Source organism: Micromonospora sp. NPDC004540 (assembly GCF_040610095.1).
In the GTDB taxonomy this organism is placed as follows: domain Bacteria; phylum Actinomycetota; class Actinomycetes; order Mycobacteriales; family Micromonosporaceae; genus Micromonospora.
Genome location: NZ_JBEXLR010000014.1, coordinates 15,358 through 38,389 on the forward strand (window position 1 = coordinate 15,358; position 23,032 = coordinate 38,389).

The following is a 23,032-nucleotide window of genomic DNA, read 5'->3' on the forward strand; positions in this document are numbered from 1 at the left end:
CCACCGGGGCCGTCGCCTTTTTCTCCTGCGCCCGACCGACGGCTGGGTCAGGGGCGGGGGAGCGGGACCGGGGGGCCGTCGCCGACGAGCCGGAAGGACTCCTCGCCGACCGGCTCGACCAGGCCGTCGGTGACCAGCCCGGCCAGCGCCCGGGCCCGCTGCACGTCGTCGTGCCAGACCTGGTCCAGCCGCTGGTGCGGCACCGGGCCGGAGGCGTCGCGGAGCACCGCGAGGAGCAGGCCGCGTACCTGCCGGTCGGTGCCGGCGTAGCGCTGGGGGCGGCGGGTCGGGCCGGCGGGGGCCGGCTGGCCGGAGGCCCGCCAGGCGCAGGTCGACTCGACCGGGCACACCGCGCAGCGCGGGGCGCGGGCGGTGCAGACCACCGCCCCGAGTTCCATGAACGCCGCGCTGGCGAGCGCCGCCGCGGCGGGCTCGACCGGCAGCAACTCCTCGGTGGCGACCAGGTCGGCGGGGCGGGTGGCCGGCCCGGCGTCGGGCTCGCCGGCGATCGCCCGGCACACCACGCGGCGGACGTTGGTGTCCACCACGGGGTGCCGCTGCCCGAAGGCGAAGGCCGCCACCGCGCGGGCCGTGTACGTGCCGATCCCGGGCAGGGCGAGCAGGTGGTCGAGCCGCTCCGGCACCTCGCCGCCGTGCCGCTCCACGATGGCCACCGCGCAGTCGCGCAGGCGTACGGCGCGGCGGGGGTAGCCGAGCCGGCCCCACATCCGGATCGCCTCGGCCGGGGTGTCCTCGGCGACCGCGGTCGGCGTCGGCCAGCGGGCCAGCCACGCCTGCCAGGCGGGCAGCACCCGGACCACCGGTGTCTGCTGGAGCATCACCTCGCTGACCAGGATCGCCCAGGCGCCGATCCCCGGTTCGCGCCACGGCAGGTCGCGGGCGTTGCGCTCGTACCACCGGCTGACCAGGGTGGCGAAGGTGGGCTCAGACATCGCGCCGCCGATGATGTCACGGGCGGCCTTCCCGCAGGTTGGGCGGGGCGGGCGGGCCGTCGCGGCCGGCCGGCGGCGACCGGGCAGAATGTCCGGATGAACGAGCTCGCGATCACCGTCATCGGCCGGGACCGGCCGGGCATCGTGGCCGACGTCGCCGAGGTCCTCGCGCGGCTCGGCGCGAACCTCACCGACTCGACGATGACCCGGTTGCGGGGACACTTCGCGATGACCCTGATCTGCGTGGGCCCGGCCGCCGCCGACGTCGAGGCCGCGCTGGCCCCGCTCGCCGCCGAGGGGCAGCTGCTGGCCACCGTCCGCGCGGTCACCCCCGACGGGCAGACCGTGCCCGCCGGCGAGCCGTACGTGCTGGCGGTGCACGGTGCGGACCGGATGGGCATCGTGGCCGCGATGACGCGGGTGCTGGCCGACGCGGGCGGCAACGTGACCGACCTGAGCACCCGGTTGACCGGTTCGCTCTACGTGGTGGTCGCCGAGGTCGAGTTGCCGCCGGGCAGCGCCGACGAGGTGGCCGGCCGCCTCGCCCGTACCGCCGCGGAGCTGGGCGTGGGGGTCAGCCTCCGCCCGGCGGACACGGACCTGCTGTGACGGCGGAGGAGTACGCCGGCCTCGGCGGCTGGACCCCGGAGAAGCTGGGCCTCGTGGGGGAGGTACGCCCGGTGGTGGCCGCGCCGGACCCGGTGCTCAGCCGGCCCGGCGCGGTGGTCGACCCGACCTCGGCCGAGGTGGTCCAGCTCGCCGCCGACCTGGTCGCCACCATGCGGGTGTCGCCGGGCTGCGTGGGCCTGGCCGCACCGCAGGTCGGGGTGAGCGCCCAGGTGTTCGCGGTGGACGTGACCGGGCACGCGAAGGCGGTCACCGTGCACGGCGCGTTCGTGCTGTGCAACGCCACCGTGGTGGAGGCGAGCCGCTGGAAGGCGGGGCGGGAGGGCTGCATGTCGGTGCCCGACCTGACCGGTGACGTGAAACGGGCCAGCCGCCTGGTGGTCGAGGGCGTGCTGCCGGGCAGCGGCGAGCCGGTGCGGCTGGTGGCCGACGGGTTCGAGGCGCGGGCGCTCCAGCACGAGATCGACCACTGCGCCGGCCTGCTCTTCCTCGACCGGGTGGCCGGGGCGCACGCCGTCTACCAGCGCAAGGTCTACCTCTGACCGGCCGTCGCCCGGGGCCGTACACGATCCACTGTGGAGCGATGGCGATGCCGGGGCGAGGGTCACCGGCGCGTCGCGCCAGCGGGCCGGGCGTCGCGCCGTTACGGTGAACGCATCATGCGTCTGACGGTCGGCCCTCTGCCTCCCACCGTGTACTGGCGGCGTCGAGCCGTCGTACTCGGCGCTGGCCTGCTTCTCCTGATTGTCCTGCTCTATTCCTGCACCGGACCCGAGCGCGACAACGGGGCGCCCACCGGCGGTGCGTCCCCGAGCAACACGGCGGCCCCAGGGCCGACCGGCTCGCTGCTGACCCCGCAGTCCGCCAGCCCGTCGCCCACCGGGGGCGACTCGGGCAGCGGCAGCGGGACGGGCGACGGCGGCGGGACGAACGGCGGCGGCACGAACGGCGGCGGCACGGGGACCGACACGGGCGGCGGCACCGGCACGAACGACGGCGGCGTGGCGGCCCCGGTGGTCGACGACGGCACCTGCGCCGACTCGGAGATCCAGGTGACGCCGGTGGCGCTGCCCGCCACCGCACAGCGGGGCACGGTGGTCACCCTGCGCCTCAAGGTCAAGAACGTCTCGGAGCGTACGTGCAGCCGGGACGTCGGGGCCGACCTCCAGGAGCTCTACATCAAGGCCGGCGCGAACCGCATCTGGTCGTCGGACACCTGCGGCACCGGCAAGGGCTCGGACGTGCAGTCGTTCACGCCGAACTTCGAGCGCTCCTACGAGCTGGGCTGGAACGGCAAGCTGGACAGCAGATGCGCCAACGGGGTGGCGAACGGCAGCTTTGCCCCGATCGGCACGTACCAGGTCTTCGCCCGGGTGGGCACCAAGCTCAGCGAGCCGGTGAAGCTGACCATCACCGGCTGACCGGGGTCAGACGTAGCGCTCCAGGATGGACGCCTCGGCGAGCCGGGACAGCCCCTCGCGGACGCCCCGGGCGCGGGCGTCGCCCACCCCCTCGACCGCCTGGAGGTCCTCCACGGTCGCGCCGAGCAGCCGCTGGAGGCTGCCGAAGTGCACCACCAGCCGGTCGACCACGGCCGCCGGAAGCCGGGGCACCTTGGCCAGCAGGCGGAAGCCGCGCGGGCTCACCGCGGCGTCGAGCGCGTCGGAGGCGGACGGGTAGCCGATCGCCTTGGCCACCGCGACCAGGTCGATCAGCTCCGTGGCGCTGAGCAGGTCCAGCTCGACCAGCGCCTCGTCGAGGGTGCGCGACTTCCGGCCCACCGGCAGGTAGTCGCGGATGACCAGGGTGCGGTCGGCGTCGACGCCGGCCATCAGCTCGTCGAGCTGGAGGGCGAGCAGGCGCCCGTCGGTGCCCAGCTCGACCACGTAGCCGGCGATCTCGTCGGCGATCCGGCGGACCATCTCCAGCCGCTGCACCACGGCCACCGCGTCGCGGACGGTGACCAGGTCCTCGATCTCCAGGGCGGAGAGCGTGCCGGAGACCTCGTCCAGCCGGAGCTTGTAGCGCTCGAGGGTCGCGAGCGCCTGGTTGGCCCGGGAGAGGATCGCCGCCGAGTCGTCCAGCACGTGACGCTGGCCGTTGACGTAGAGGCTGATGATCCGCATGGACTGGCTGACCGAGATCACCGGGTAGCCGGTCTGCCGGGCCACCCGCTCGGCGGTGCGGTGCCGGGTGCCGGACTCCTCGGTCGGGATCGACGGGTCGGGCATCAGGTGCACCGCGGCCCGGACGATCCGGGTGCCGTCGCTGGAGAGCACCACGGCGCCGTCCATCTTGCACAGCTCGCGGACCCGGGTGGCGGAGAACTCGACGTCGAGCGGGAAGCCGCCGGTGCAGATCTGCTCGACGATCTTGTCGTAGCCGAGCACGATCAGCGCGCCGGTGCGGCCGCGGAGGATCCGCTCCAGGCCGTCGCGCAGCGCGGTGCCCGGCGCCATGAGGGCGAGGTTGGCCCGCAGCGGGTCGCCGCCGGCCCCGCCGACGCTTCCGGTGACGCTCACGCTGATCGCACGGGTGGGGGAGCCCATGGCGCCGGTGCGGGCGTGCGGCGTCGTCGCGGCGGGCTTGGTGGCATCGCGGTCGATCGGCACGGGCACAGTCTACGGACTGCCGTGCGGTGGGTGCTCTCGTGGTTACTGTGATGTGTCACGATGTCCGGCTCCCCCGGTCGCCGACCTGCTGCGCCGGCTGTCCGGAATCGCCCGGCCGGTCCCGCCGCACGCCTACGGACCGTCACTCCGCCGACGCTCGCGCGGCAGCCTGGAGGGCCGCCCGGACGTCGGTGACCTCCATCACCCGCATGTTCTCCGGGGCCACCCCGCTGCTGCCCGGGCCGCAGCCGGGCGGCACCAGGGCCAGCCGGAAGCCGAGCCGCGCCGCCTCGGCCAACCGGCGGGGCACCGCCCCGACCCGGCGCACCTCGCCGGTGAGCCCGACCTCGCCGATGGCCACCAGCTGCGGGTTGAGGGCGAGGTTGAGCCCGCCGGAGGCGACCGCCAGCGCCACGGCCAGGTCGGCCGCCGGCTCGACCACCCGGATGCCGCCCACCGTAGCGGCGAAGACCTCGCGGTCGTGCAGGGTCAGCCGCTCGGTGCGCCGCTGGAGCACCGCGAGCACCATGGCCAGCCGGGCGCCGTCCAGCCCGGAGACCGTGCGCCGGGGGGAGCCGGCGACCGTGGCGCCGATCAGCGCCTGCACCTCGGTGACCAGGGCGCGCCGCCCCTCCATGGCCACCGTCACGCAGGTGCCCGGCACCGGCTCGGAGTAGCGGGTCAGGAAGAGGCCGGACGGGTCGGCCAGGCTGCTGATGCCGCCCTCGTGCATCTCGAAGCAGCCCACCTCGTCGGCCGCGCCGAACCGGTTCTTGACCCCGCGGACCATGCGCAGCGAGGAGTGCTTGTCGCCCTCGAAGTGCAGCACCACGTCGACCAGGTGCTCCAGCACCCGCGGACCGGCGACCTGGCCGTCCTTGGTGACGTGCCCGACCAGCACGGTGGCGATGCCGCGCTCCTTGGCGACCGCGACCAGCGCCGCGGTGACCGCCCGCACCTGGGTCACGCCGCCCGGCACGCCCTCCGTGCCGGTGGTGGAGATGGTCTGCACCGAGTCGAGCACCAGCAGCCCGGGCTTGACCGCGTCGAGGTGGCCGAGCACGGCCGACAGGTCGCTCTCGGCGGCCAGGTAGAGCTGCTCGTGCAGGGTGCCCATCCGCTCGGCGCGCAGCCGCACCTGGCTGACCGACTCCTCGCCGCTGACCACCAGCGACGGGCTGCCCGCGTTGGCCGCCCACTGCTGGGCGACGTCGAGCAGCAGGGTGGACTTGCCGACCCCCGGCTCGCCGGCGAGCAGCACCACCGCGCCGGGGACCAGGCCGCCGCCGAGCACGCGGTCGAGCTCGCTGACCCCGGTGGCGCGGGCCCGGGCGGGCGCGGCGCTGATGGTGGCGATCGGGCGGGCCGGCTCGGCGGGCATCCGGGAGCTGACCACCCGGCCGGAGACCAGCGGGCCGCTCACCGTGCACTCGACCACTGAGCCCCACTCGCCGCACTCGGGGCAGCGCCCGACCCACTTGGGGGGCTGGTGGCCGCAGGCGTCGCACTCGTAGGCCGGGCGCGGCTCGCGGGCGGCGGCGCGGCCACGGCCGGCGGTGGCGCGGGGCGAGGTCGATCGGGACGTGCTCACCCCAGGACGCTAACCGGACGGTGCGACGAAAGCCCACCCGGAAACGGCGACACCGCCGGCGTGGCGCTGGCCACACCGGCGGTGTCGTCGAAAAGGGGATCAGCCGGTCAGCTGTGGCCGCCGCCCTCGGTGCCGCCCTCCACGAGGCCACCCGGGTGGCCGGCGGCGCCCTCCTCCTCGCGGGGCTGCACCACCGGCGAGGGCTGCGCCCCCGGGGTCAGCGGGACGCCGACCGGGGCGCCGGTCTTGATCACCTTGCCGTTGCCGAAGTCGAAGGTCAGGTTGACCTGCTGGCCGACGAGCAGCGCCTGGTTCAGGCCGACGAGCTGGAGGACCTGCGGGCTGCCGCTGATCAGCTGGGCGTAGCTCAGGGCCGGGATCTCGATCCGGGCCGGCTGGCCGGCGGGGGCCGCCGACTCGCTGGCCGAGGCCGAGGGGCTGGCCGACGGCGACTCGCTGGTGCCGACCGACTGGCTCGGCGAGGCGCTCGGGTCGGTCGCGGTGGGCGACGCGGACGCCGGCTCGGTCGGCGAGCCGGTCGGGGTGGCCTCGTCGCTGCCCGCCCCGGCGCCGGTGAGCAGGATCTCCCGGGCGCTGTCGGTGGTGACGGTCACGGTCACCGGCGTCTCGCTGTCGTTGTAGAGCACGACGTTCACCGGCGCGTTGGCACCGGACTTGTAGCCCTCCGGGCCGGGGAACTGCAGGAAGAGGCCGCGCACCTTGTAGAGGTTGTCGGGGGTCTGGACGTTGACGCCCTGCACCGACGGGATCTTGTTGGCGGTCTCGGCCACCTGGCCGGCGCCACACCCGGACAGCAGCAGGCTCGTCGCCGCCGCCGTACCGGCCAGCAACAGGGCCGCCCGCCGGGAACCCCTGATCGAGCGCGTCACGTCGGTCCTCCTCGTCACGATCCCCGCCCGGCCGCACGCCGGACACGGGGTGGCCATACCCGCGCAGACCGCGCTCCAGGGTAGTTGGAGCTGATCGAGGCCCGCACGCCGACCCGGCAATGCCACCTTCGAGGGGACCGTCAGACCACCCGGCCGCTCGCCACCAGCAGCACCACGTCGATGAGAGCCACCAGCAGCACCGCGCGGAAGGCAGCCACCGGCCGGCCGCCGGTCCCGGTCGCGGCGCGTCCGGCGTACCAACCGACGGCCGGCACTCCGACGGCGGCGGCGATCGCCGCCAGGCCCGCCCACGACGGCGGCCCGGGCGGCCCGACGACCAGCACGATCGTGGCCGCGAGGAGCAGCCCGGCGGCGGCCCCGCGACTGCCCGCCGGCCCCAGCCGGTGGGGCAGTCCGCGCACCCCGGTCCGCGCGTCGTCGGCCAGGTCGGGCAGCACGTTGGCGAAGTGCGCCCCGGCGCCCAGCAGCGCGGCGGCCGCGACCAGCCAGAGCGGGGGCGCTGGCGCGCCCGGCAGGGCCAGCACCACGAAGGCGGGCAGCGCGCCGAACGAGACCGCGTAGGGCAGCACCGAGACCGCGGTCGACTTCAGCGGCCAGTTGTAGAGCAGTGCCGAGACCAGGCCGAGGGTGGCGCAGAGCGCCGCCGCGGGGCCGGCGGCCAGCGCCAGCAGCGGGGTGGCGACGGCGGCCGGCACGGCGGCGCGGGCCAGGATCCGCCGGGAGACCGCGCCGGTGGTCACCGGCTTGTCGGTACGCCCCACCGTGGCGTCCCGGTCGGCGTCGATCAGGTCGTTGCTCCAGCCCACGGCCAGCTGGCTGGCCAGCACCGTGAGCGCGACGGTGGCGATCCCCGCCAGGCCGTGCCCGACGCCCCGGGCGAGCAGCCCGGCCACCACGGTCACCGCGGCGGCCGGTTCCGGGTGGCTCGCCCTGACCAGCCCTAACACCGACATCGACATAAGGGAAGTCTGGTCGTTACCGGGGAGTCGTGCCACGCTCGGTCCATGCGAGACGCGGCCCCGGTGTCCACCCCGCCCCGGGTGCTGCCGCCCAACGATCCCCGGCAGTACGACGACCTGGCCGGCGAGTGGTGGCGACCGGACGGCGCGTTCGCGATGCTGCACTGGCTGGCCCGGGCCCGCGCGGCCCTGGTGCCCCCGGCGTCCGCAAAGGACGATCTGCTGGTCGACCTCGGCTGCGGCGCCGGGTTGCTCGCCCCGCACCTGGCCGGCAAGGGCTACCGGCACGTCGGAGTGGACCTGACCCGCTCCGCCCTCGACCAGGCCGCCGCGCACGGCGTGACGGTGGTCCAGGGTGATGCCACCGCGGTCCCGCTCCCGGACGACTGCGCCGCCGTGGTCTCCGCCGGTGAGCTGCTCGAACACGTGCCGGACTGGCGGCGCGCGGTGGCCGAGGCGTGCCGGTTGCTGCGGCCGGGCGGCCTGCTGGTGCTGGACACCCTCAACGACACCCTGCTGGCCCGGCTGGTCGCGGTGGAACTCGGGGAGCGGCTGCCCACCGTGCCGCGCGGCATCCACGATCCACAGTTGTTCGTGGACGCCCGGGCGCTGGTCGCCGAGTGCGCCCGGCACGGCGTGGCGCTGCGACTGCGCGGCGTCCGCCCCGAGTTGGGCGGCACACTGGCCTGGCTGCTGCGTCGGCTGCGCGGCGCCGACCGTCGCACCCGGACGGAGCCGCGGATCGTGCCGACCTGGTCGACCGCCGTGCTCTACCAGGGCCACGGGCGCCGGAGCGGGTAGCGGGGGCCGCCCAGGGTAAAGGGGACGCCGAGAAGGGGGCTACATGACTGTGCACGCGCTGGAGGCGGCCCGCAGGTTGGCGCCGCGACTGGCCGCCCGCGCGGCCGACCACGACCGGGACGGCTCGTTCCCGGTCGACGACTTCGCCGACCTCCGCGAGGCCGGCCTGTTCGGGCTGATGGTGCCGCGCGAGCTGGGCGGCCTGGGGGCCACCTTCGCCGAGTACGCCGCGGTCGCCACCGAGCTGGCCCGGGGCAACGGGGCGACCGCGCTGGTGTTCAACATGCACGCCTCGGTCACCGGCGCGCTGGGCGCGGTCACCGAGGAGCTGGCCGAGGCGCTCGGCGTACCGGACGAGGCGCTGGCCGCCCGGGACCGGCTGCTGCGCGCCGCGGCCGAGGGCGCCTGGTACGCGGTGGCCATGAGCGAACGCGGCGCCGGCGCCCGGCTGTCCCAGCTCAGCACGGTCTACGAGGCGGCTGAGGGCGGCTGGCACCTTAAGGGCAGCAAGACGTTCTGCTCCGGCGCGGGCCACCCGGACGGCTACCTGGTGGCCGCGCGCAGCGCCACCGACCAGTCGGTGGTCTCGCAGTTCCTGGTTCCGGCCGGGGAGGGGATCGCGGTCGAGCCCACCTGGGACTCGCTGGGCATGCGCGCCACCTCCTCGCACGACCTGCACCTGGACGTGACCGTCCCGGCCGACCGGTTGCTCGGCGGGGTGGAGGGGCTGGCCCTGGTGGTCGCCCAGCTCATGCCGCACTGGCTGGTGGCCAGCTACGCGGCCGTCTACGTCGGGGTGGCCCGGGCCTCGATCGACGCCGCCGCCGAGCACCTGAACGCGCGCAACCTGGCCGGCCTGCCGGCGGTCCGGGCCCGGCTGGGCCGGGCGGACGCGGCCGTCGCGGCGGCCGAGCTGGTGGTCGCCGAGGCGGCCCGCCGGGTCGACGAGGCGCCCGGCGACGCGGAGACCAACCGCTGGGTGTGGCGGGCCAAGCTGCTCGCCGGCACGACGGCCGCCGACGTGGCGGCGTCCATGCTGGAGGCCGCGGGCACCTCGGCCACCCGGCGGGGGCATCCGCTGGAGCGGCTCTACCGGGACGCCCGGTGCGGCTCGCTGCACCCGGCGACCTCCGACGTCTGCGCCGACTGGCTCGGCATCGCCGCGCTCGGCGGCGACCCGGACCGCGACGGGGCGACGCCTCGTTGGTGAGCGCGGGGAGTGAGCCGGTCCTGTGAGCGCCGCACTCGCGAACGAAGGGCGGCTCGTGAATCAGATTTGCGAGTCCCGCAGTCGCGAACGGACCGGACTCGTTGGTGAAGCGTGGGGGATCGGGGACGAGAGGTGGGGGACATGGGCGTGCCGGTGATCGCGGGTCTGGGTGCGGCGCAACCGCCGTCCGCCGCGCAGGACGAGCTGTGGACGGGCTTCTTCGCGAAGCACTTCTCCGGGACCACCCGGGCGCTGGCCGAGCGGATCTTCGCCAACTCCGGGGTGTCCCTCCGCCAGGCGGCCGTGAACCCGCTGCTGGAGGACGTCTCGGAGTGGCCCACCGAGCGCCGGATGCGGCGCTATCAGGTCGAGGCGTTGCCGCTGGGCAAGGAGGCGGTCGGCCGGGCGTTGACCGCCGCCGGCCTGGACGCCGGTGACATCGGCCTCTTCGTGGTCTGCTCCTGCACCGGCTACGCCACCCCGGGGCTGGACATCCTGCTCGCCCGTGACCTGGGCATGGCACCGGACACCCAGCGCATGTTCGTCGGCCACATGGGCTGCTACGCGGCCCTGCCCGGGCTCGGCGCGGCGAGCGACTTCGTCACCGCCCGGGGCCGCCCCGCGCTGCTGCTCTGCGCGGAGCTGACCAGCCTGCACATCCAGCCGCCGGGCGCCCGGGTGGACACCCAGCAGATCGTCTCCCACGCGCTCTTCTCGGACGCCGCGGTCGCCGCCGTGGTCGTCCCCGGCGGCCGGGGGTACGCGCTGCGCGAGGTCACCTCGGTCACCGACACCTCCACCGCCGACCACATGACCTGGGACGTCACCGACACCGGCTTCCGGATGGGGCTGTCGCCGAAGGTGCCGCAGGTGCTCTCGCGCCACGTCCGGGGCCTGGTCGACGACCTGTTGGCCCGGCACGGGTGGCGGCGTTCCGAGGTGGACGGCTGGGCGGTGCACCCGGGCGGCCCGCGCATCCTCAACGTGGTGGAGCGGGAGCTGGCCCTGCCGCCGGCGGCGCTCGCGGCGTCCCGGGCCACGCTGGACGAGCACGGCAACTGCTCGTCCCCGACGGTCCTGCTGATCCTGGACCGGCTGCGCCGCGCGGAGAGGCCGCCCGAGCGGGTCGTGATGCTCGCCTTCGGGCCGGGCCTCACCCTCTACGCGGCCCTGCTGGAGCGCACCGCCTGACGGGGCGACGGCCGCCGCCCCGCGTCGCTACGCTCTGCGCGTGGCTTCCGACGAGCGGATCCGGCGCGCGCTGCTGGCCGGGCTGACCGTGGCGGCACTGGCGGCCGGCGCGGGCTGGTGGCGGGCAGCGGCGCCGGAGCTCGGGCGACCCGCGCCCGTGCCCGATCCCACCCCGTCGACCGCCGCCTTCCTCGAACCCGGCGTGCGGGTGATCGATCCGCGGACCGGGCAGGTGCTGCCGGGGCCGGAGGCGGATCCGGACGAGCCGGTGGTCCTCCACGTCGAACCTGACGGCACGGTGGAGCGGCGCCAGGTCACGTATGAGGTGTGGCGGGAGCGGTCCCACCTGACGCCGGACGGGGCCCCGGTGACCCGCCGGGCGAACGCGTCGGACGCGGTCAGGTTCCGGCTCACGGTCGGCTGCTCCGGCCCGGGCGCGGTCGCCGTCGGGTTCACCGGTTCGACCGACGACGAGTCGGAGCAGGTGATGAGCTGCGTGCCGGGCACCGTCTCGATCCTGGTGGTGAGCACGACCGGCGGGCCGCTGCTGGTCCGGTTCGTCGCGCTCCGGGACCGGGTCGACCTCGACGCCCGGTTGGACGCGCTCACCTGAGCGGCGGTCAGCCGGCCAGCCGGACCAGGTCGTCGCGGTAGTCCGACGCCGGCCCCAGCTCGGGCACCACCCGGACCAGGGTGCCCTGCCGGTCGACCAGCAGGGCGGCGGCCGTGCCGGGGTGTGCGGAGAGGTGCAGGTAGGAGCGGAGGCCGCCGGCCGGGTCGGCGAGTGGGCGCACCCCCGGGGCGGTCGCGGCCTCCGCGCTGCGGCCCCCGGTGACGGTGACCACGGTGACCCCGGGCGGTGCGGCGGCCGCCGCGGTGCCGACCTGCTCCGCGCAGGCGCACGCGTCCACCAGGACGATCATGGCGGGCAGCAGGCCGCGCAGCGGCACCGGCGCGTCGTCGGGGCCGACCAGGTCGAGCGCGGGCAGCGGCCCGATCGGGGCCGTCGGGTACGGCAGCACCGTGGGCGTGCCCCCGGAGCGGCTCGACCGGGGCCAGGTGACCGCGGCCAGCCCGGTGAGGGTGATCAGCACGGCGACCAGCAGGACCAGCACCGGCAGCCCCACCGACGGCCGGCCGGCCGGGCCGAGGCGCGCCCGCCAGGCGGCCTCCCGCCGGCTCCGGCGCAGCTCGCGGCGGAGCTGGCGGGCCTCCTCGGCCAGCGCCGAGGCGTCGTCGGGGACGACCACCCGACCCCACTCCGGAGGCAGGTCGGGCAGCCCGTCCGGTGGCCCGTGGCCGTCAGCATCAGGCATGCCCATCGGACCCCCAGGAGCCGTCTCGGTGAGCGGACGTCAGTCCCCTCCAAGCGTCCCGCACCGGTGGTCGTACCGCCACACCTGGGCGCACCTGGAATTCCGGAGCTACCATGGAAGGAGCGCATCGCCCTAGATATGAACGCTTCCGTCACTCTTACCGGGTTGTCATCCGCCGGTCACGGAGCGTGTCGAAGCCATCGGCTTGACCGCCTGTCAAGCTGAAGAAATACCTCTCACAGGGCCCCTGAGCTGCGCCAACGGTCAGGACAGCGGTGAGACATCGGTGCCTGAGCGTGTTACCCTAGACACAGCGAAAGGGGTTTCGAACCTATGGTTTTCAGTGTCGGCGAGACCGTTGTTTACCCCCACCACGGGGCCGCACTCATCGAGGCAATCGAGACTCGGGTCATCAAGGGCGAGCCTAAGCAGTACCTCGTCCTGCGGGTCGCGCAGGGTGACCTGACGGTCCGGGTGCCCGCCGAGAACGCCGAGATCGTGGGTGTGCGAGAGGTGGTCGGCGAAGAGGGCCTGGGCAAGGTCTTCGACGTGCTCCGTGCACCGCACACCGAGGAGCCGACCAACTGGTCGCGGCGTTACAAGGCGAATCTGGAAAAGCTGGCCTCCGGTAACCCGCTGAAGGTCGCCGAGGTCGTCCGCGACCTGTGGCGTCGGGAGCGGGAGCGGGGTCTCTCCGCGGGTGAGAAGCGCATGCTGGCCAAGGCACGCGACATTCTCGTCGGCGAGGTCGCGCTGGCCGAGAAGAGCACGAAGGACGAGGCGGAGACTCTGCTCGACAAGGTGCTGACCGAGGCCTGATCCACAGCAGTCGTCGTACCCACCCCGTAGCAAACGAATCCGAGGACCGCGACGTGACCGCGCAGCTCAATCCGCGCGGTGACGTCGCGGTCCTTGTTCCTGCGGCCGGAGCCGGGGTACGCCTCGGCCCGGGCGCGCCCAAGGCGCTCCGGCTGCTCGGCGGCGAGCCGCTGCTGGTGCACGCGGTCCGCCGCATCGCCGCCGCGCCCTCGGTGCACACCGTCGTGGTGGCCGCTCCGGCCGCCGACGTCGAGTCGGTCCGGGCGATGCTCGCGCCGGTGGCCCCGGTGACCGTCGTTCCCGGCGGCGCCGAGCGCCAGGCGTCGGTGGCCGCCGCGCTGGCCGCCGTCCCCACCGGGCCGGAGATCGTCCTCGTGCACGACGCGGCCCGGGCGCTCACCCCGCCCGAGCTGGTCGAGTCGGTGGCGGCGGCCGTCCGTGCCGGCCACGACGGGGTGATCCCGGTGCTGCCCGTGGTCGACACCGTCAAGGAGGTCGACGCCGGCGAGCGGGTCCTCGGCACGGTCGACCGGGCCGCCCTGCGCGCGGTGCAGACCCCGCAGGGCTTCCGCCGGTCGGTGCTGACCGCCGCCCACGAGGCGGCCGGCGACCCGCTCACCGACGACGCCGGCCTGGTCGAGAAGCTGGGCGTCCCGGTGGTCTGCGTACCCGGGTCGGAGCTGGCCCTGAAGATCACTCGCCCGTTCGACCTGGCCCTGGCCGAGCACCTGCTGGCCGCCGGCGCCTGACGCGTACCCTCGGGTCATGATCGTTCCTCGGGTGGCCATCGGCACCGACGTGCACGCCTTCGCGGCCGGGCGACCCTGCTGGGTCGCCGGCCTGCACTGGCCGGACCAGGACGGCCTGGCCGGCCACTCGGACGCCGACGTGGCGGCGCACGCCGCCTGCAACGCGCTGCTCTCCGCGGCCGGCCTCGGCGACCTGGGCGCCAACTTCGGGGTGGACCAGCCGGAGTGGGCGGGCGCGTCCGGGGTGGCGCTGCTGACCGAGAGCGCCCGGCGGGTCCGGGCGGCCGGTTTCGAGATCGGCAACGTGTCGGTGCAGGTGATCGGCAACCGACCCAAGATCGGTCCGCGCCGGGAGGAGGCGCAGCGGGTGCTCTCGGCGGCGGTCGGCGCGCCGGTGTCCGTCTCCGCCGCCACCACCGACGGCCTGGGCTTCACCGGGCGCGGCGAGGGGCTCACCGGCATCGCGGTGGCCCTGGTCCACGAGGCGCCGGCCGAATAGGTCAGCGGGCGCGGTGGGCCGCCGGCGGTTACGCTCGCCGGGATGTCGAGTGACGCCGCCCCCGACCAGTCCGCCGCCGATGGCTACCTCCAGCGCGCGCAGCTCCTCGCCGAGCTGGGCCGGTACGACGAGGCCGCCGAGGAACTCGACGCGGCGCTCGCCACCTATTCCGGCCACGCCGAGGCGTTGACCATGCTGGCCCGGGTGCACCTCGCCGCCGACCGCTCGGCGGTGGCGCTGCCGGTCGCCGAGGCGGCCGTGGCCGCCGCACCCGGAACCCTGTCACCGCTCGTGGCGCGCGGCTTCGCCCTGGTCGACCTGGGCCGGTGGAAGGCCGCGGCGAGCACCGGGGACGAGATCCTGGCGCTCGGCCCGGACGACGCGTACGCCCAGCGCAGCGCCGCCGCGATCCTGGCCGGCGCGCGCAACGGGCAGCCGGCGCTCAACGCCGCCTGGCGAGGTGTGGAGCTGGCCCCGGAGACCGCCCAGGCGCACCTGGTGCTCGGCCTGGTCGCGGCCCGGCTGGAGCTGTACGACCTGGCCGAGCGGGCCTACCGGGAGGCGTTGCGGCTGGACCCGGAGCTGGCCGCGGCGCGGCACGACATGGGCGTGATCCGGCTGGAGCAGCGCCGCTACGCCGAGGCGCTGGAGCACCTGGCCGAGGTGGCGGCCATGGACCCGACGCGCGGCGACGCCGGCCCGACCGTGACCGACGGGCTGCGCCGCCTGGTGCTCCACGGCGCCGGCTGGTCGCTGCTCGCCACCGTGCTGGTCGCCTTCCTGGCCCCGGTCGCGCCAGGCCCGTCCCGGGTCCTCGCGGCGCTGGCCGCGCTCGGCGGGGCGCTGCTGGTCTTTCGGTACGCGGCCCGGCTGCCCGGGCTGGTCGGCACCGACCGCGACCTGGCCCTGGCCGGGTACGCGGTGGCCGCCGCCCCGGCGCTGCTGGTGCTCTACGCCCTGGTCGGCGGCCCGTGGCCGCTCGTCGCCGGGATCACCGTGACGGTGGTGGCCGGGTTCGCCGTGCTCGCCCGCGCCGACCACCGTCCCGTGCGCTAGGCCCGGCGCGCCCAGGTCCAGGCGTACGCGTCGTCCTCGCAGGCGGTCCCGGCGTCGCAGAGGTCCAGCGGGCGGAAGGTGTCGACCATGACCGCCAGCTCGTCGAAGAAGTCGGCCCCGATCGACCGCTCGGCGGCGCCCGGCTGGGGGCCGTGGGTGAAGCCGGACGGGTGCAGCGAGATCGAGCCCTGCTCGATGCCGGAGCCGCGCCGGGCCTCGTAGTTGCCGCCGGTGTAGAAGAGCATCTCGTCGGAGTCGACGTTGTGGTGGTTGTACGGCACCGGGATGGCGTCCGGGTGGTAGTCCACCTTGCGCGGCACGAAGGAGCAGATCACGAAGTTCGGGCCCTGGAAGGTCTGGTGCACCGGCGGCGGCTGGTGGATCCGGCCGGTGATCGGCTCGAAGTCGTGGATGGAGAACGCCCACGGGTACATGTGCCCGTCCCAGCCGACGACGTCGAACGGGTGGTTCGCGTACACGTATTTCGTCCAACCGCGGCGGTGGCGGACCAGCACCTCGACGTCGGTCTCGTCGACCAGCAGCGGCGTGTCCGGTCCGCGGACGTCCCGCTCGCAGTACGGCGAATGCTCCAGGAACTGCCCGCGCACCGAGAGGTAGCGCTTCGGCGGGCCGATGTGGCCGGCGGCCTCGATGGCGAGCAGCCGGGTCGGCTCGTCGCCGGTGGGCACGAGGCGGTGGATGGTCGAGGTGGGGATGACGACGTAGTCGCCGGCCACCGCCTCCAGCACGCCGAACGGCGACTCGACCCGCAGCGACCCGGACTCGAGGTAGAGGCAGTGGTCGCCGGTGGCGTCCCGGAACAGCGGCGACGGCCGGTCGGCCAGCACGTACGCGATCCGCACGTCGTCGTTGGCGAGCAGGTACTGCCGGCCGAGCACCGGGTCGGCGCCGGTGCCGTCGAGCTTGTGGGTGCGCAGGTGCCGCGGCTTGAGCGGCAGGTTGGGCACCCGGGTGAAGGCGGGCGGGGTGAACTCCTCGGCGGCCACGATCGCGGTGGGCGCATGCCGGTGGTAGAGCAGCGACGAGTCGGAGGAGAAGCCCTCCTGACCGACCAGCTCCTCGGCGTAGAGGGTGCCGTCGGGCTGGCGGAACTGGGTGTGACGCTTGCGCGGCACCTCGCCGACGCTGCGGTAGTACGGCATCTCGCCTCCCGATATGTCCCGTTCTCCGGCCGGTGACGTCCGATAATCGGACGCGGTTGTCCGTTCCTCGTAGCGTCCCGTAGATTCTTGTCTCGTGTCAACGCAGGTGCCCCGCCTCCTCGCCGGCCTGGTCGACGACGCGGCGGTCTTCCCGCCCGGCAGCGCCGCGCTGCCGGACGCGGTGACCGCGCATCGTCAGCACCGTGCCGGCTGGTACGCCGACCTGGTCGGCCCGCTGCTGCTGCCCGCCTCGACCCTGCCCGACCTGCCCGACCTGCTCGCCCCCGAGGCGACCCTGGCGGTCGGCGTGATCGGCGACGTGCCGGTCGGCCGGCTGGAGACGGCCCTCGCCGAGGCGGACGCCCGGCTCGCCGTCCGCCAGGTCGAGGCGCCCGTCGCCAAGCGCGGCGAGGACCCGCAGCCCGGCCTCGCCGACCTGGTCAAGCTCGCCGAGCGCCTCGGCGGCACCACCGTCTACGCCGAGATCCCGCTGACCTTCGGGCTGATGGGCGCGCTGGACGCCCTCGCCGAGGCGCGGGCCGGCGGGCTGCCCGTGGCCGCCAAGTTCCGCACCGGCGGGCTGGCCGCGGAGCTCTTCCCGACCCCGGTCGAACTGGCCGCGGTGATCTGCGCCTGCCGGGACCGGGAGCTGCCGTTCAAGCTGACCGCCGGGCTGCACCACGCGATCCGGCACCGGGACCCGGAGACCGGCTTCACCCACCACGGCTTCGTCAACGTGCTGGCGGCCACCCTGGCCGCCACCGGTGGCGCAGAGGTGGACGGGGTGGCCGAACTGCTCGCCGCCACCGATCCGCTGCGGGTGGTCGAGCTGGCCCGGTCGCACCGGGAGGCCGAGCGCCCGCTCTGGGTCGGCTACGGCTCGTGCAGCATCTCCGAACCACTGACCGATCTGATCCGGCTGGGGCTGGTGAACGGGGGCTTTGACGAATGAGCTGGGTGACGGGTGCGGCGGGGTCGCCGTACGGGGTGAGCAACCTGCCGTACGGGGTGTTCCGGCAGGGCGGCCGCGAGCCGCGGATCGGCGTGCGCATCGGCCACTTCGTGCTGGACCTGGCCGGCGCGGAGGCCGCCGGGCTGGTGCTGGCCGCCGGCGCGCTCGGCCGGCCCACCCTCAACGACTTCATGGCACTCGGCCGTCCGCAGTGGACCGCCGTCCGGCAGCGGGTCACCGAGCTGCTCACCGACGCGGCGCACCAGCCGGCGGTGGAGCCGCTGCTGGTGCCGCTGCGCGAGGTGGAGCTGCTGCTCCCGTTCGAGGTCGCCGACTACGTCGACTTCTACTCGTCCGAGCACCACGCGTCGAACGTCGGGCAGATCTTCCGTCCCGGGCAGCCGCCGCTGCTGCCGAACTGGAAGCACGTGCCGATCGGCTACCACGGCCGGGCCGGCACGGTGGTCGTCTCCGGCACCCCGGTGGTGCGCCCGACCGGGCAGCGGGCCACCGCGCAGGGCCCGACCACCGGCGCCTCCGTCCGGCTGGACATCGAGGCCGAGGTCGGCTTCGTGGTCGGCGTGCCGAGCCGGCTCGGTGACCGGGTCGCGGTCGCCGACTTCGCCGACCACGTCTTCGGTGTGGTGCTGGTCAACGACTGGTCGGCCCGGGACATCCAGGCCTGGGAGTACCAGCCGCTCGGGCCGTTCCTGGGCAAGTCCTTCGCCACCTCGGTCTCGGCCTGGGTCACCCCGCTGGACGCGCTGGCCGACGCCTTCGTGCCGGCCCCCCACCAGGACCCGCCGGTGCAGGACTACCTGCGTGACACCCCGCACGTCGGGCTGGACCTGACCCTGTCGGTCGAGTGGAACGGCGAGCGGGTGGCCGAGCCGCCCTTCGCCACCATGTACTGGACCCCGGCCCAGCAGCTCGCCCATCTCACCGTCAACGGCGCGTCGCTGCGGACCGGCGACCTCTACGCCTCCGGCACCGTCTCCGGGCCGGAACGCGGGCAGGTCGGCTCGTTCCTGGAGCTGACCTGGGGCGGGACCGAGCCGGTCAAGTTCGCCGACGGCGCCGCCCGGACCTTCCTGGAGGACGGCGACACGGTGACGATCACCGCCACCGCGCCCGGCCCGGACGGCACCACCATCGCCCTCGGCGAGGTCACCGGAAGCATCCTGCCGGCCCGCTGAGCCATCCCCTGTTCACTCTCCGTCCCCGGTCGCACCCGCTGTGCGACCGGGGGCGTTTCCTGCGCCGTTGATCGTCGCGGATTGCGTGCGCCCCGGCGGTGCGGGCCGGGGCGCACCCGAGTGGAACAGGAAGGACCGGGAGATGACCGAGCTGACCGGCGCCGTCTGGCGAACCAGCAGCCGCTCCAACGATCAGGGTCTGTGCGTCGAGGTGGCGACCAACGTGTCCGCCGCGCACGGCGTGGTGGGCGTACGCGACTCGAAGGACCCCCAGGGCCCGACGCTCGCGGTCAGCCCACCGGGCTGGACGGCGTTCGTCGCCGCGATCCGGGGTGATGCCTTCCGCCCCTGACCGCACGCCCGGTGCCCCGGTCGGGGCACCAGTGGTGGAAATGTCACCGCAAGGCTCCCGTTACCCGGTGACGGCCCGTACCGTGGACGACACGGGAGGTGCCATGTCGACGGTCACGGTTTCCGCATTCATCGAAGCGCAGGACGTCGACGTCTGGCGGCTCCTCACCGACCTCCCCGCGCGGGCCGACTGGCTCTCCGCGGTCGGTGCGGTCGACGTCCTCAGCCCCGGCGACCTCGGCCCCGGCACCGCCTGGCGGGAGACCCGGGTCCGGCCGGACGGCGTGGCCGAGGCGGAAGAGTTCCTGGTGGTCGAGGCGGTCGCCCCGGCGCGGCTGGTGCTCAGCTCGCGGGGCGCGGGCGCCGACTACCGGATCACCTGGACGCTGCGCACCGTCGAGCGCCGGCGGCGCGGCTGCACCGAGGTGACCGTCGAGCACGAGGCGGTGCCGACCCGCCCGTACGGCCGGGTGCTGGCGCTGATCCTCGGCGGCCTGGCCGCCCGGGCGGTGGAGGGCGCCCTCCGCCGCGACCTGGCCGACCTGGCCCTGGCCGTCGGGCCCACCCGGTCCGCCGAGGCCGCCTGAACCGACCCGCTGATCGGACCTGACCCGGGCCGGCCGGTGCGGCCCACGGGAGCCGCCGCTGGGTAGGGTGCCGGGCGGAGGTGCGGCATGCGGAAGCCCTCGGGGCGACGGATCGTGGTGGCGGTCGTGGCGGTGCTGGCCGTCGCGGCGGCGGCCGCCGTGGTCCTCCGGGTCCTCGCGCCCGCCGAGGTCGAGACGGTCGCCCGGGGCGCGTACCCGGTCGCGCCCACCCCGCCGGTCGGCGTGATCGGCCGGCTGCCGGTCGCACCGCTGGTCGTGGACGGCCGGCTCCGCGTCTACGCGGGCGCCCGCCAGGTCTACGCCGACCAGCCCGTCTCCGGTAAGCACCGGGTCACCCCGTTCTGGTCCTACCGCCGCTGGCCGGCGAAGCTGGTCGGGGTGCTCGCCGAGGGCACCACGGTGGTGAGCCGCTGGTCCGACGGGAAGCTGGTGGCGCTGGACGCGCGTACCGGGCGGGTCGCCTGGCGGGCCGACGGGCCCGAGCCGGGCGCCGTGCCGAAGCCGCGTCGCACCTACGCCGCCACGGTCTGGGACCCGGCGGGCCTGCACGTCACCCGGGCGACCGACGGCCGTGCCGTGCTGGTCGCCGCCGGGCCGGGCGCGGTCGGCGGGTACGCCCTGGCGGACGGCCGCCGGCTGTGGCGGGCCGAGGTGGCGCGGGGCTGCCGCGCCGACGTGGGCACCACGGCCACCGGCCAGCTGCTCGGGGTGGACTCCTGCGCCGGTCCGGCCACGGTCGAGTTCCGGGACGCCGCGACCGGCGCGGTGCGGACCCGCTGGCGGCCGCCGGACGCGCCGGACCAGCTCGTGGTCACCCCGGTCGGTTGCCGGGACGGGCACTCGGCCTGCCGGGGACTGCGCACCTCGGGGCGCGGCGACGAGACCGGCCGGGGCTGGCTGGTGGTCCGCGCGGGTGAGCCGGTGGCCGCTCCCGCCCTCGACGGCCCGGACACCGAGCTGGACGGTGAGCGCGCGGTGGGGACCGCGGGCGGTGTGGTGACCGGGCGGTCCGCCCGGACGGGCGAGGAGCTGTGGCGCCGGGCCGACCTCGGAGCGGTCCGGATCCTGGCGGTCGAGCCGGGCCGCGTGCACCTGCTGACCGAGGGGCGGGACCTGGTCACCGTCGACCCGGTGACCGGCGCCGAGCGGTCCCGGTTCGCCATGGACATCGGCCGGGACGGGATCGGCTGGCAACCCGGCCGGGCGCACGCGGCGGACGGCTACGTGGCGGTGGAGCGGGTCCGCGAGCGGGCCCGCCCGGACGACGACGACCAGGGGTACTTCCTGATGGCCGAGCCGGTGCTGCTGGCCCTGACCTGACCGGGGGGCGATCGGACCTGCCGTCAGGCCAGCGCGGCCTCGGCGGCGGTCAGGAAGGCGTCGTTCTCCGCCGGCGTGCCGATGGTGACCCGCACCCCGTCGCCGGGGAACGGTCGGACGATCACGCCGCGCGCCTCGCACGCCTTGCCGAACTCGACGGCCCGCTCGCCCAGCGGCAGCCAGACGAAGTTGGCCTGGCTCTCCGGCACGTCCGGGACGAACTTGCGCAGCGCCTCGGTGACCCGGTCCCGCTCGGCGACGACCAGCGCGCAGCGCCGCTCGACCTCGTCGGCCTGGGTCAGCGCGGCCAGCGCGCCCGCCTGGGCGGCCATGCTGGTGGAGAAGGGGGTGACCACCTTCCGCACCGCGGCCGCCACGGTCGGCTCGGCGACCAGCCAGCCGATCCGCAGGCCGGCCAGGCCCCACGCCTTGGACAGGGTGCGCAGCACCGCCACGTTCGGCCGGTCCAGGTAGCTGAGGCCGTCCGGCACCTCGGGGTCGGTGACGAACTCCCGGTACGCCTCGTCGATCACCACGAGCACGTCGTCCGGCACGGCGTCGAGGAAGCGGTCCAGCTCGGCCTTGCGGACCGCCGTGCCGGTCGGGTTGTTCGGGTTGCAGACCAGGATCATCCGGGTCCGGTCGGTCACCGCCGCCGCCATCGAGGCCAGGTCGTGGCCGTGGCCGGCGTCGTTCGGCACCCGCACGCTGGTCGCGCCGCTGGTCGCCGCGATGATCGGGTACGCCTCGAAGGACCGCCACGAGTAGAGCAACTCGTCGCCGGGGAGGCAGGTGGCCCGGACCAGGTGCTCGGCCAGCGCCACCGAACCGCAGCCGGTGGCGATCCGGTCGGCGTCCACGCCGTACCGCTCGGCGAGGGCCTGGCGCAGCGCCACCACGCCCATGTCGGGGTAGCGGTGCGAGCCGGCGACCGCCTCGGCGACCGCCTCGACCACGCCGGGCAGCGGGCCGTACGGGACCTCGTTGCTGGCCAGCTTGATCGCCTCGGGCAGGCCCAGCTCGCGGGCCAGGTCGGCCGGGCTCCGCCCGGGCACGTAGTTGGGCAGCGCGTCCAGGTCGGCGCGGGTGAGCCGCAGCGGAGGCTGGTGACGTCCGGTGTCGGTCATGGGGTGTCTCCCGGGGGGTTGGCGCGGTCGCGCGGGGTGGTACGGGTGTCGGGCCGGGTGCGGGGAAGCTGGACCACCACGGTCTGCGCCCGCTTGTCGTGCAGGGCCTGGCGCAGCGGCTGGTCGAAGAGCGGGGAGACCGCGTCGACGAACTGGAGCAGCAGGCCCAGGCCGAAGCAGTACCAGAGCAGGGTGGGCAGGCCCAGGGTGCTCCAGCGCCGGGTGGCCCGGCCGAAGCCGAGCGGCTGGTCGGTCTCGACCGGCACCGCGCGGACGCCCATCAGCCGCTTGCCGAAGGTCTGCCCGCGGGCCGCCATCGAGGGCACCTCGTAGGCGAACCAGAGCGCGGTGGCGATCAGCAGGATGGCGACCAGGAGGCCGGTGAACTGCTCGCCGGGGGGCGGCAGCGGCTCGTTGGTGGTGTCACCCGCGTTGACCCGCCGCACGAACTCCTGCCACGGAGCGGCCCACTCACCGAGGAGACGCCAGACGAACCAGCCGTTGACCGCGGCGTTGAGCAGGAACACCACGCCGAAGTCGATGAGGCGGGCGACCAGCCGGGCGCCGTACGAGGCGAGCGGCAGCCCGTGCGGGCGCGGCATCGGCGGCCGCCCCGGCCAGCCTGGGTACGGCCAGCCCGGCGGCGGCCCCTGCTGGCCGGGCCGACCCGCCCACGGTCCCGGCTGTCCCGGCTGTCCCGGCTGTCCCGGCTGTCCCGGCCAGGGGCCGGGCTGGGTCGGCTGTCCCGGCCACGGCTGGCCGGGGCCAGCGGCGGGCGAGCCCGGGTAGGGGCCGACGGCCGGGCCGCCCGGGGCGGGCTGGCCCGACTGCGGCGCGGCCGCGGCGGGGGCCGGTGCGGCAGCGGGAGCCGGCTCGGGCGGCGGTGGTCCGTCGGGCGGGGTGGCGTCGACCGGGATCGGCGCGCCGATCCACCCCTCGCCGTCCCAGTACCGGCGGGTCTCGGGATCGGCGGGGTCGACGTACCAGCCGGGCTGCACGCTCACGGCCGTGCCTCGCTGTG

Annotated in this window: 25 protein-coding genes; 16 read left to right on the forward strand and 9 right to left on the reverse strand. The window is 75.4% G+C overall.

Annotated elements, in window-relative coordinates; genetic code table 11:
- Nucleotides 1-47: 47 nt before the first annotated feature.
- Nucleotides 48-953, reverse strand: coding sequence for an A/G-specific adenine glycosylase (locus ABZV78_RS07330; protein ID WP_355636194.1), 906 nt, complete (start codon nt 951-953; stop codon nt 48-50).
- Between the two features lie 96 nt (nt 954-1,049).
- Between ABZV78_RS07330 and ABZV78_RS07335 the strand changes: the two genes are divergently transcribed.
- From ABZV78_RS07335 to ABZV78_RS07345, 3 genes are all read left to right on the forward strand, one after another.
- On the forward strand, nt 1,050-1,562 hold the full coding sequence (locus ABZV78_RS07335; RefSeq protein WP_355636196.1) for an ACT domain-containing protein: 513 nt from the start codon (nt 1,050-1,052) through the stop codon (nt 1,560-1,562).
- Entirely contained in the window at nt 1,559-2,122 is a 564-nt protein-coding gene (locus ABZV78_RS07340; RefSeq protein ID WP_355636198.1) for a peptide deformylase, read from the forward strand. Before ABZV78_RS07335 ends, ABZV78_RS07340 begins: the two co-directional genes overlap by 4 nt.
- A gap of 117 nt (nt 2,123-2,239) precedes the next feature.
- Nucleotides 2,240-3,001: a hypothetical protein gene (locus ABZV78_RS07345; protein WP_355636200.1), complete on the forward strand. Its 762-nt coding sequence runs from the start codon at nt 2,240-2,242 to the stop codon at nt 2,999-3,001.
- A gap of 6 nt (nt 3,002-3,007) precedes the next feature.
- Here ABZV78_RS07345 and disA read toward each other — a convergent pair whose 3' ends face one another.
- The 4 genes from disA to ABZV78_RS07365 all read right to left on the reverse strand — a co-directional run bounded on the left by disA (nt 3,008) and on the right by ABZV78_RS07365 (nt 7,653).
- A complete protein-coding gene (gene disA / locus ABZV78_RS07350) occupies nt 3,008-4,192 on the reverse strand; it encodes a DNA integrity scanning diadenylate cyclase DisA (RefSeq protein WP_355636202.1) in 1,185 nt (394 codons plus the stop codon).
- Between the two features lie 142 nt (nt 4,193-4,334).
- Entirely contained in the window at nt 4,335-5,783 is a 1,449-nt protein-coding gene (gene radA / locus ABZV78_RS07355; protein WP_355636203.1) for a DNA repair protein RadA, read from the reverse strand.
- Nucleotides 5,784-5,890: 107 nt separating this feature from the next.
- Nucleotides 5,891-6,673 carry a hypothetical protein gene (locus tag ABZV78_RS07360; RefSeq protein WP_355636205.1) on the reverse strand — a complete coding sequence of 261 codons (783 nt, stop codon included), beginning with the start codon at nt 6,671-6,673 and terminating at the stop codon, nt 5,891-5,893.
- Nucleotides 6,674-6,813: 140 nt separating this feature from the next.
- The gene (locus tag ABZV78_RS07365; RefSeq protein ID WP_355636207.1) at nt 6,814-7,653 is read right to left on the reverse strand and encodes a UbiA family prenyltransferase; all 840 of its coding nucleotides are present in this window, start codon (nt 7,651-7,653) and stop codon (nt 6,814-6,816) included.
- Nucleotides 7,654-7,698: 45 nt separating this feature from the next.
- Between ABZV78_RS07365 and ABZV78_RS07370 the strand changes: the two genes are divergently transcribed.
- From ABZV78_RS07370 to ABZV78_RS07385, 4 genes are all read left to right on the forward strand, one after another.
- On the forward strand, nt 7,699-8,454 hold the full coding sequence (locus ABZV78_RS07370) for a methyltransferase domain-containing protein (RefSeq protein WP_355636209.1): 756 nt from the start codon (nt 7,699-7,701) through the stop codon (nt 8,452-8,454).
- A 43-nt stretch (nt 8,455-8,497) separates the two neighbouring features.
- Nucleotides 8,498-9,664 (forward strand): acyl-CoA dehydrogenase family protein, encoded by a 1,167-nt coding sequence (locus tag ABZV78_RS07375; RefSeq protein WP_355636211.1) that lies wholly within the window; start codon nt 8,498-8,500, stop codon nt 9,662-9,664.
- A 141-nt stretch (nt 9,665-9,805) separates the two neighbouring features.
- Nucleotides 9,806-10,855: a type III polyketide synthase gene (locus ABZV78_RS07380; protein WP_355636213.1), complete on the forward strand. Its 1,050-nt coding sequence runs from the start codon at nt 9,806-9,808 to the stop codon at nt 10,853-10,855.
- A gap of 40 nt (nt 10,856-10,895) precedes the next feature.
- Entirely contained in the window at nt 10,896-11,468 is a 573-nt protein-coding gene (locus ABZV78_RS07385) for a hypothetical protein (protein ID WP_355636215.1), read from the forward strand.
- A gap of 7 nt (nt 11,469-11,475) precedes the next feature.
- Here ABZV78_RS07385 and ABZV78_RS07390 read toward each other — a convergent pair whose 3' ends face one another.
- The gene (locus tag ABZV78_RS07390) at nt 11,476-12,177 is read right to left on the reverse strand and encodes a hypothetical protein (RefSeq protein WP_355636217.1); all 702 of its coding nucleotides are present in this window, start codon (nt 12,175-12,177) and stop codon (nt 11,476-11,478) included.
- A gap of 327 nt (nt 12,178-12,504) precedes the next feature.
- On the opposite strand from ABZV78_RS07390, the gene ABZV78_RS07395 reads away from it, so the two are divergent.
- Genes ABZV78_RS07395 through ABZV78_RS07410 form a run of 4 tightly spaced genes read left to right on the forward strand, consistent with a single transcriptional unit; the run spans nt 12,505 to nt 15,294 of the window.
- Nucleotides 12,505-12,990 carry a CarD family transcriptional regulator gene (locus ABZV78_RS07395; RefSeq protein ID WP_007073334.1) on the forward strand — a complete coding sequence of 162 codons (486 nt, stop codon included), beginning with the start codon at nt 12,505-12,507 and terminating at the stop codon, nt 12,988-12,990.
- Nucleotides 12,991-13,043: 53 nt separating this feature from the next.
- The gene (gene ispD, locus ABZV78_RS07400) at nt 13,044-13,739 is read left to right on the forward strand and encodes a 2-C-methyl-D-erythritol 4-phosphate cytidylyltransferase (RefSeq protein ID WP_355636219.1); all 696 of its coding nucleotides are present in this window, start codon (nt 13,044-13,046) and stop codon (nt 13,737-13,739) included.
- Between the two features lie 16 nt (nt 13,740-13,755).
- Nucleotides 13,756-14,238, forward strand: a complete 483-nt coding sequence (gene ispF / locus ABZV78_RS07405; protein ID WP_355636221.1) for a 2-C-methyl-D-erythritol 2,4-cyclodiphosphate synthase — start codon at nt 13,756-13,758, stop codon at nt 14,236-14,238.
- A 42-nt stretch (nt 14,239-14,280) separates the two neighbouring features.
- Complete coding sequence (locus ABZV78_RS07410) at nt 14,281-15,294, forward strand: tetratricopeptide repeat protein (RefSeq protein ID WP_355636223.1); 1,014 nt, start codon at nt 14,281-14,283, stop codon at nt 15,292-15,294.
- On the opposite strand, the gene ABZV78_RS07415 is transcribed toward ABZV78_RS07410, so the two are convergent.
- Nucleotides 15,291-16,457, reverse strand: a complete 1,167-nt coding sequence (locus ABZV78_RS07415) for a homogentisate 1,2-dioxygenase domain-containing protein (protein WP_355636224.1) — start codon at nt 16,455-16,457, stop codon at nt 15,291-15,293. The genes ABZV78_RS07410 and ABZV78_RS07415 overlap by 4 nt on opposite strands.
- Before the next feature lie 94 nt (nt 16,458-16,551).
- Between ABZV78_RS07415 and ABZV78_RS07420 the strand changes: the two genes are divergently transcribed.
- The 5 genes from ABZV78_RS07420 (at nt 16,552) to ABZV78_RS07440 (ending at nt 20,884) form a co-directional block, all read left to right on the forward strand.
- Nucleotides 16,552-17,409: a hypothetical protein gene (locus ABZV78_RS07420; RefSeq protein ID WP_355636226.1), complete on the forward strand. Its 858-nt coding sequence runs from the start codon at nt 16,552-16,554 to the stop codon at nt 17,407-17,409.
- Nucleotides 17,406-18,605: a fumarylacetoacetase gene (gene fahA, locus ABZV78_RS07425; RefSeq protein ID WP_355636228.1), complete on the forward strand. Its 1,200-nt coding sequence runs from the start codon at nt 17,406-17,408 to the stop codon at nt 18,603-18,605. The genes ABZV78_RS07420 and fahA overlap by 4 nt, the downstream gene beginning before the upstream one ends.
- A gap of 142 nt (nt 18,606-18,747) precedes the next feature.
- On the forward strand, nt 18,748-18,957 hold the full coding sequence (locus ABZV78_RS07430; RefSeq protein ID WP_355636230.1) for a DUF397 domain-containing protein: 210 nt from the start codon (nt 18,748-18,750) through the stop codon (nt 18,955-18,957).
- A 103-nt stretch (nt 18,958-19,060) separates the two neighbouring features.
- The gene (locus ABZV78_RS07435) at nt 19,061-19,543 is read left to right on the forward strand and encodes an SRPBCC family protein (protein ID WP_355636336.1); all 483 of its coding nucleotides are present in this window, start codon (nt 19,061-19,063) and stop codon (nt 19,541-19,543) included.
- 87 nt (nt 19,544-19,630) lie between these two features.
- Complete coding sequence (locus tag ABZV78_RS07440) at nt 19,631-20,884, forward strand: PQQ-binding-like beta-propeller repeat protein (RefSeq protein ID WP_355636232.1); 1,254 nt, start codon at nt 19,631-19,633, stop codon at nt 20,882-20,884.
- Between the two features lie 23 nt (nt 20,885-20,907).
- Here ABZV78_RS07440 and hisC read toward each other — a convergent pair whose 3' ends face one another.
- Nucleotides 20,908-22,011, reverse strand: coding sequence for a histidinol-phosphate transaminase (gene hisC, locus ABZV78_RS07445; RefSeq protein ID WP_355636233.1), 1,104 nt, complete (start codon nt 22,009-22,011; stop codon nt 20,908-20,910).
- Nucleotides 22,008-23,015: an RDD family protein gene (locus tag ABZV78_RS07450; protein WP_355636235.1), complete on the reverse strand. Its 1,008-nt coding sequence runs from the start codon at nt 23,013-23,015 to the stop codon at nt 22,008-22,010. Before ABZV78_RS07450 ends, hisC begins: the two co-directional genes overlap by 4 nt.
- Nucleotides 23,016-23,032: the final 17 nt, after the last annotated feature.

What these genes read in the sequence shown, in the direction of transcription:
- ABZV78_RS07335 (WP_355636196.1), top strand. Translation starts at nt 1,050, where the DNA reads ATGAACGAGCTCGCGATCACCGTCATCGGCCGGGACCGGCCGGGCATC.
- fahA (WP_355636228.1), top strand. Translation starts at nt 17,406, where the DNA reads ATGAGCTGGGTGACGGGTGCGGCGGGGTCGCCGTACGGGGTGAGCAAC.
- ABZV78_RS07440 (WP_355636232.1), top strand. Translation starts at nt 19,631, where the DNA reads ATGCGGAAGCCCTCGGGGCGACGGATCGTGGTGGCGGTCGTGGCGGTG.
- ABZV78_RS07415 (WP_355636224.1), bottom strand. Translation starts at nt 16,457, where the DNA reads ATGCCGTACTACCGCAGCGTCGGCGAGGTGCCGCGCAAGCGTCACACC.
- ABZV78_RS07435 (WP_355636336.1), top strand. Translation starts at nt 19,061, where the DNA reads ATGTCGACGGTCACGGTTTCCGCATTCATCGAAGCGCAGGACGTCGAC.
- ABZV78_RS07380 (WP_355636213.1), top strand. Translation starts at nt 9,806, where the DNA reads ATGGGCGTGCCGGTGATCGCGGGTCTGGGTGCGGCGCAACCGCCGTCC.
- hisC (WP_355636233.1), bottom strand. Translation starts at nt 22,011, where the DNA reads ATGACCGACACCGGACGTCACCAGCCTCCGCTGCGGCTCACCCGCGCC.
- ABZV78_RS07410 (WP_355636223.1), top strand. Translation starts at nt 14,281, where the DNA reads ATGTCGAGTGACGCCGCCCCCGACCAGTCCGCCGCCGATGGCTACCTC.
- ispF (WP_355636221.1), top strand. Translation starts at nt 13,756, where the DNA reads ATGATCGTTCCTCGGGTGGCCATCGGCACCGACGTGCACGCCTTCGCG.
- ABZV78_RS07370 (WP_355636209.1), top strand. Translation starts at nt 7,699, where the DNA reads ATGCGAGACGCGGCCCCGGTGTCCACCCCGCCCCGGGTGCTGCCGCCC.
- ABZV78_RS07390 (WP_355636217.1), bottom strand. Translation starts at nt 12,177, where the DNA reads ATGGGCATGCCTGATGCTGACGGCCACGGGCCACCGGACGGGCTGCCC.
- ABZV78_RS07395 (WP_007073334.1), top strand. Translation starts at nt 12,505, where the DNA reads ATGGTTTTCAGTGTCGGCGAGACCGTTGTTTACCCCCACCACGGGGCC.
- ABZV78_RS07375 (WP_355636211.1), top strand. Translation starts at nt 8,498, where the DNA reads ATGACTGTGCACGCGCTGGAGGCGGCCCGCAGGTTGGCGCCGCGACTG.
- ABZV78_RS07365 (WP_355636207.1), bottom strand. Translation starts at nt 7,653, where the DNA reads ATGTCGATGTCGGTGTTAGGGCTGGTCAGGGCGAGCCACCCGGAACCG.
- ABZV78_RS07430 (WP_355636230.1), top strand. Translation starts at nt 18,748, where the DNA reads ATGACCGAGCTGACCGGCGCCGTCTGGCGAACCAGCAGCCGCTCCAAC.
- ABZV78_RS07345 (WP_355636200.1), top strand. Translation starts at nt 2,240, where the DNA reads ATGCGTCTGACGGTCGGCCCTCTGCCTCCCACCGTGTACTGGCGGCGT.
- ABZV78_RS07330 (WP_355636194.1), bottom strand. Translation starts at nt 953, where the DNA reads ATGTCTGAGCCCACCTTCGCCACCCTGGTCAGCCGGTGGTACGAGCGC.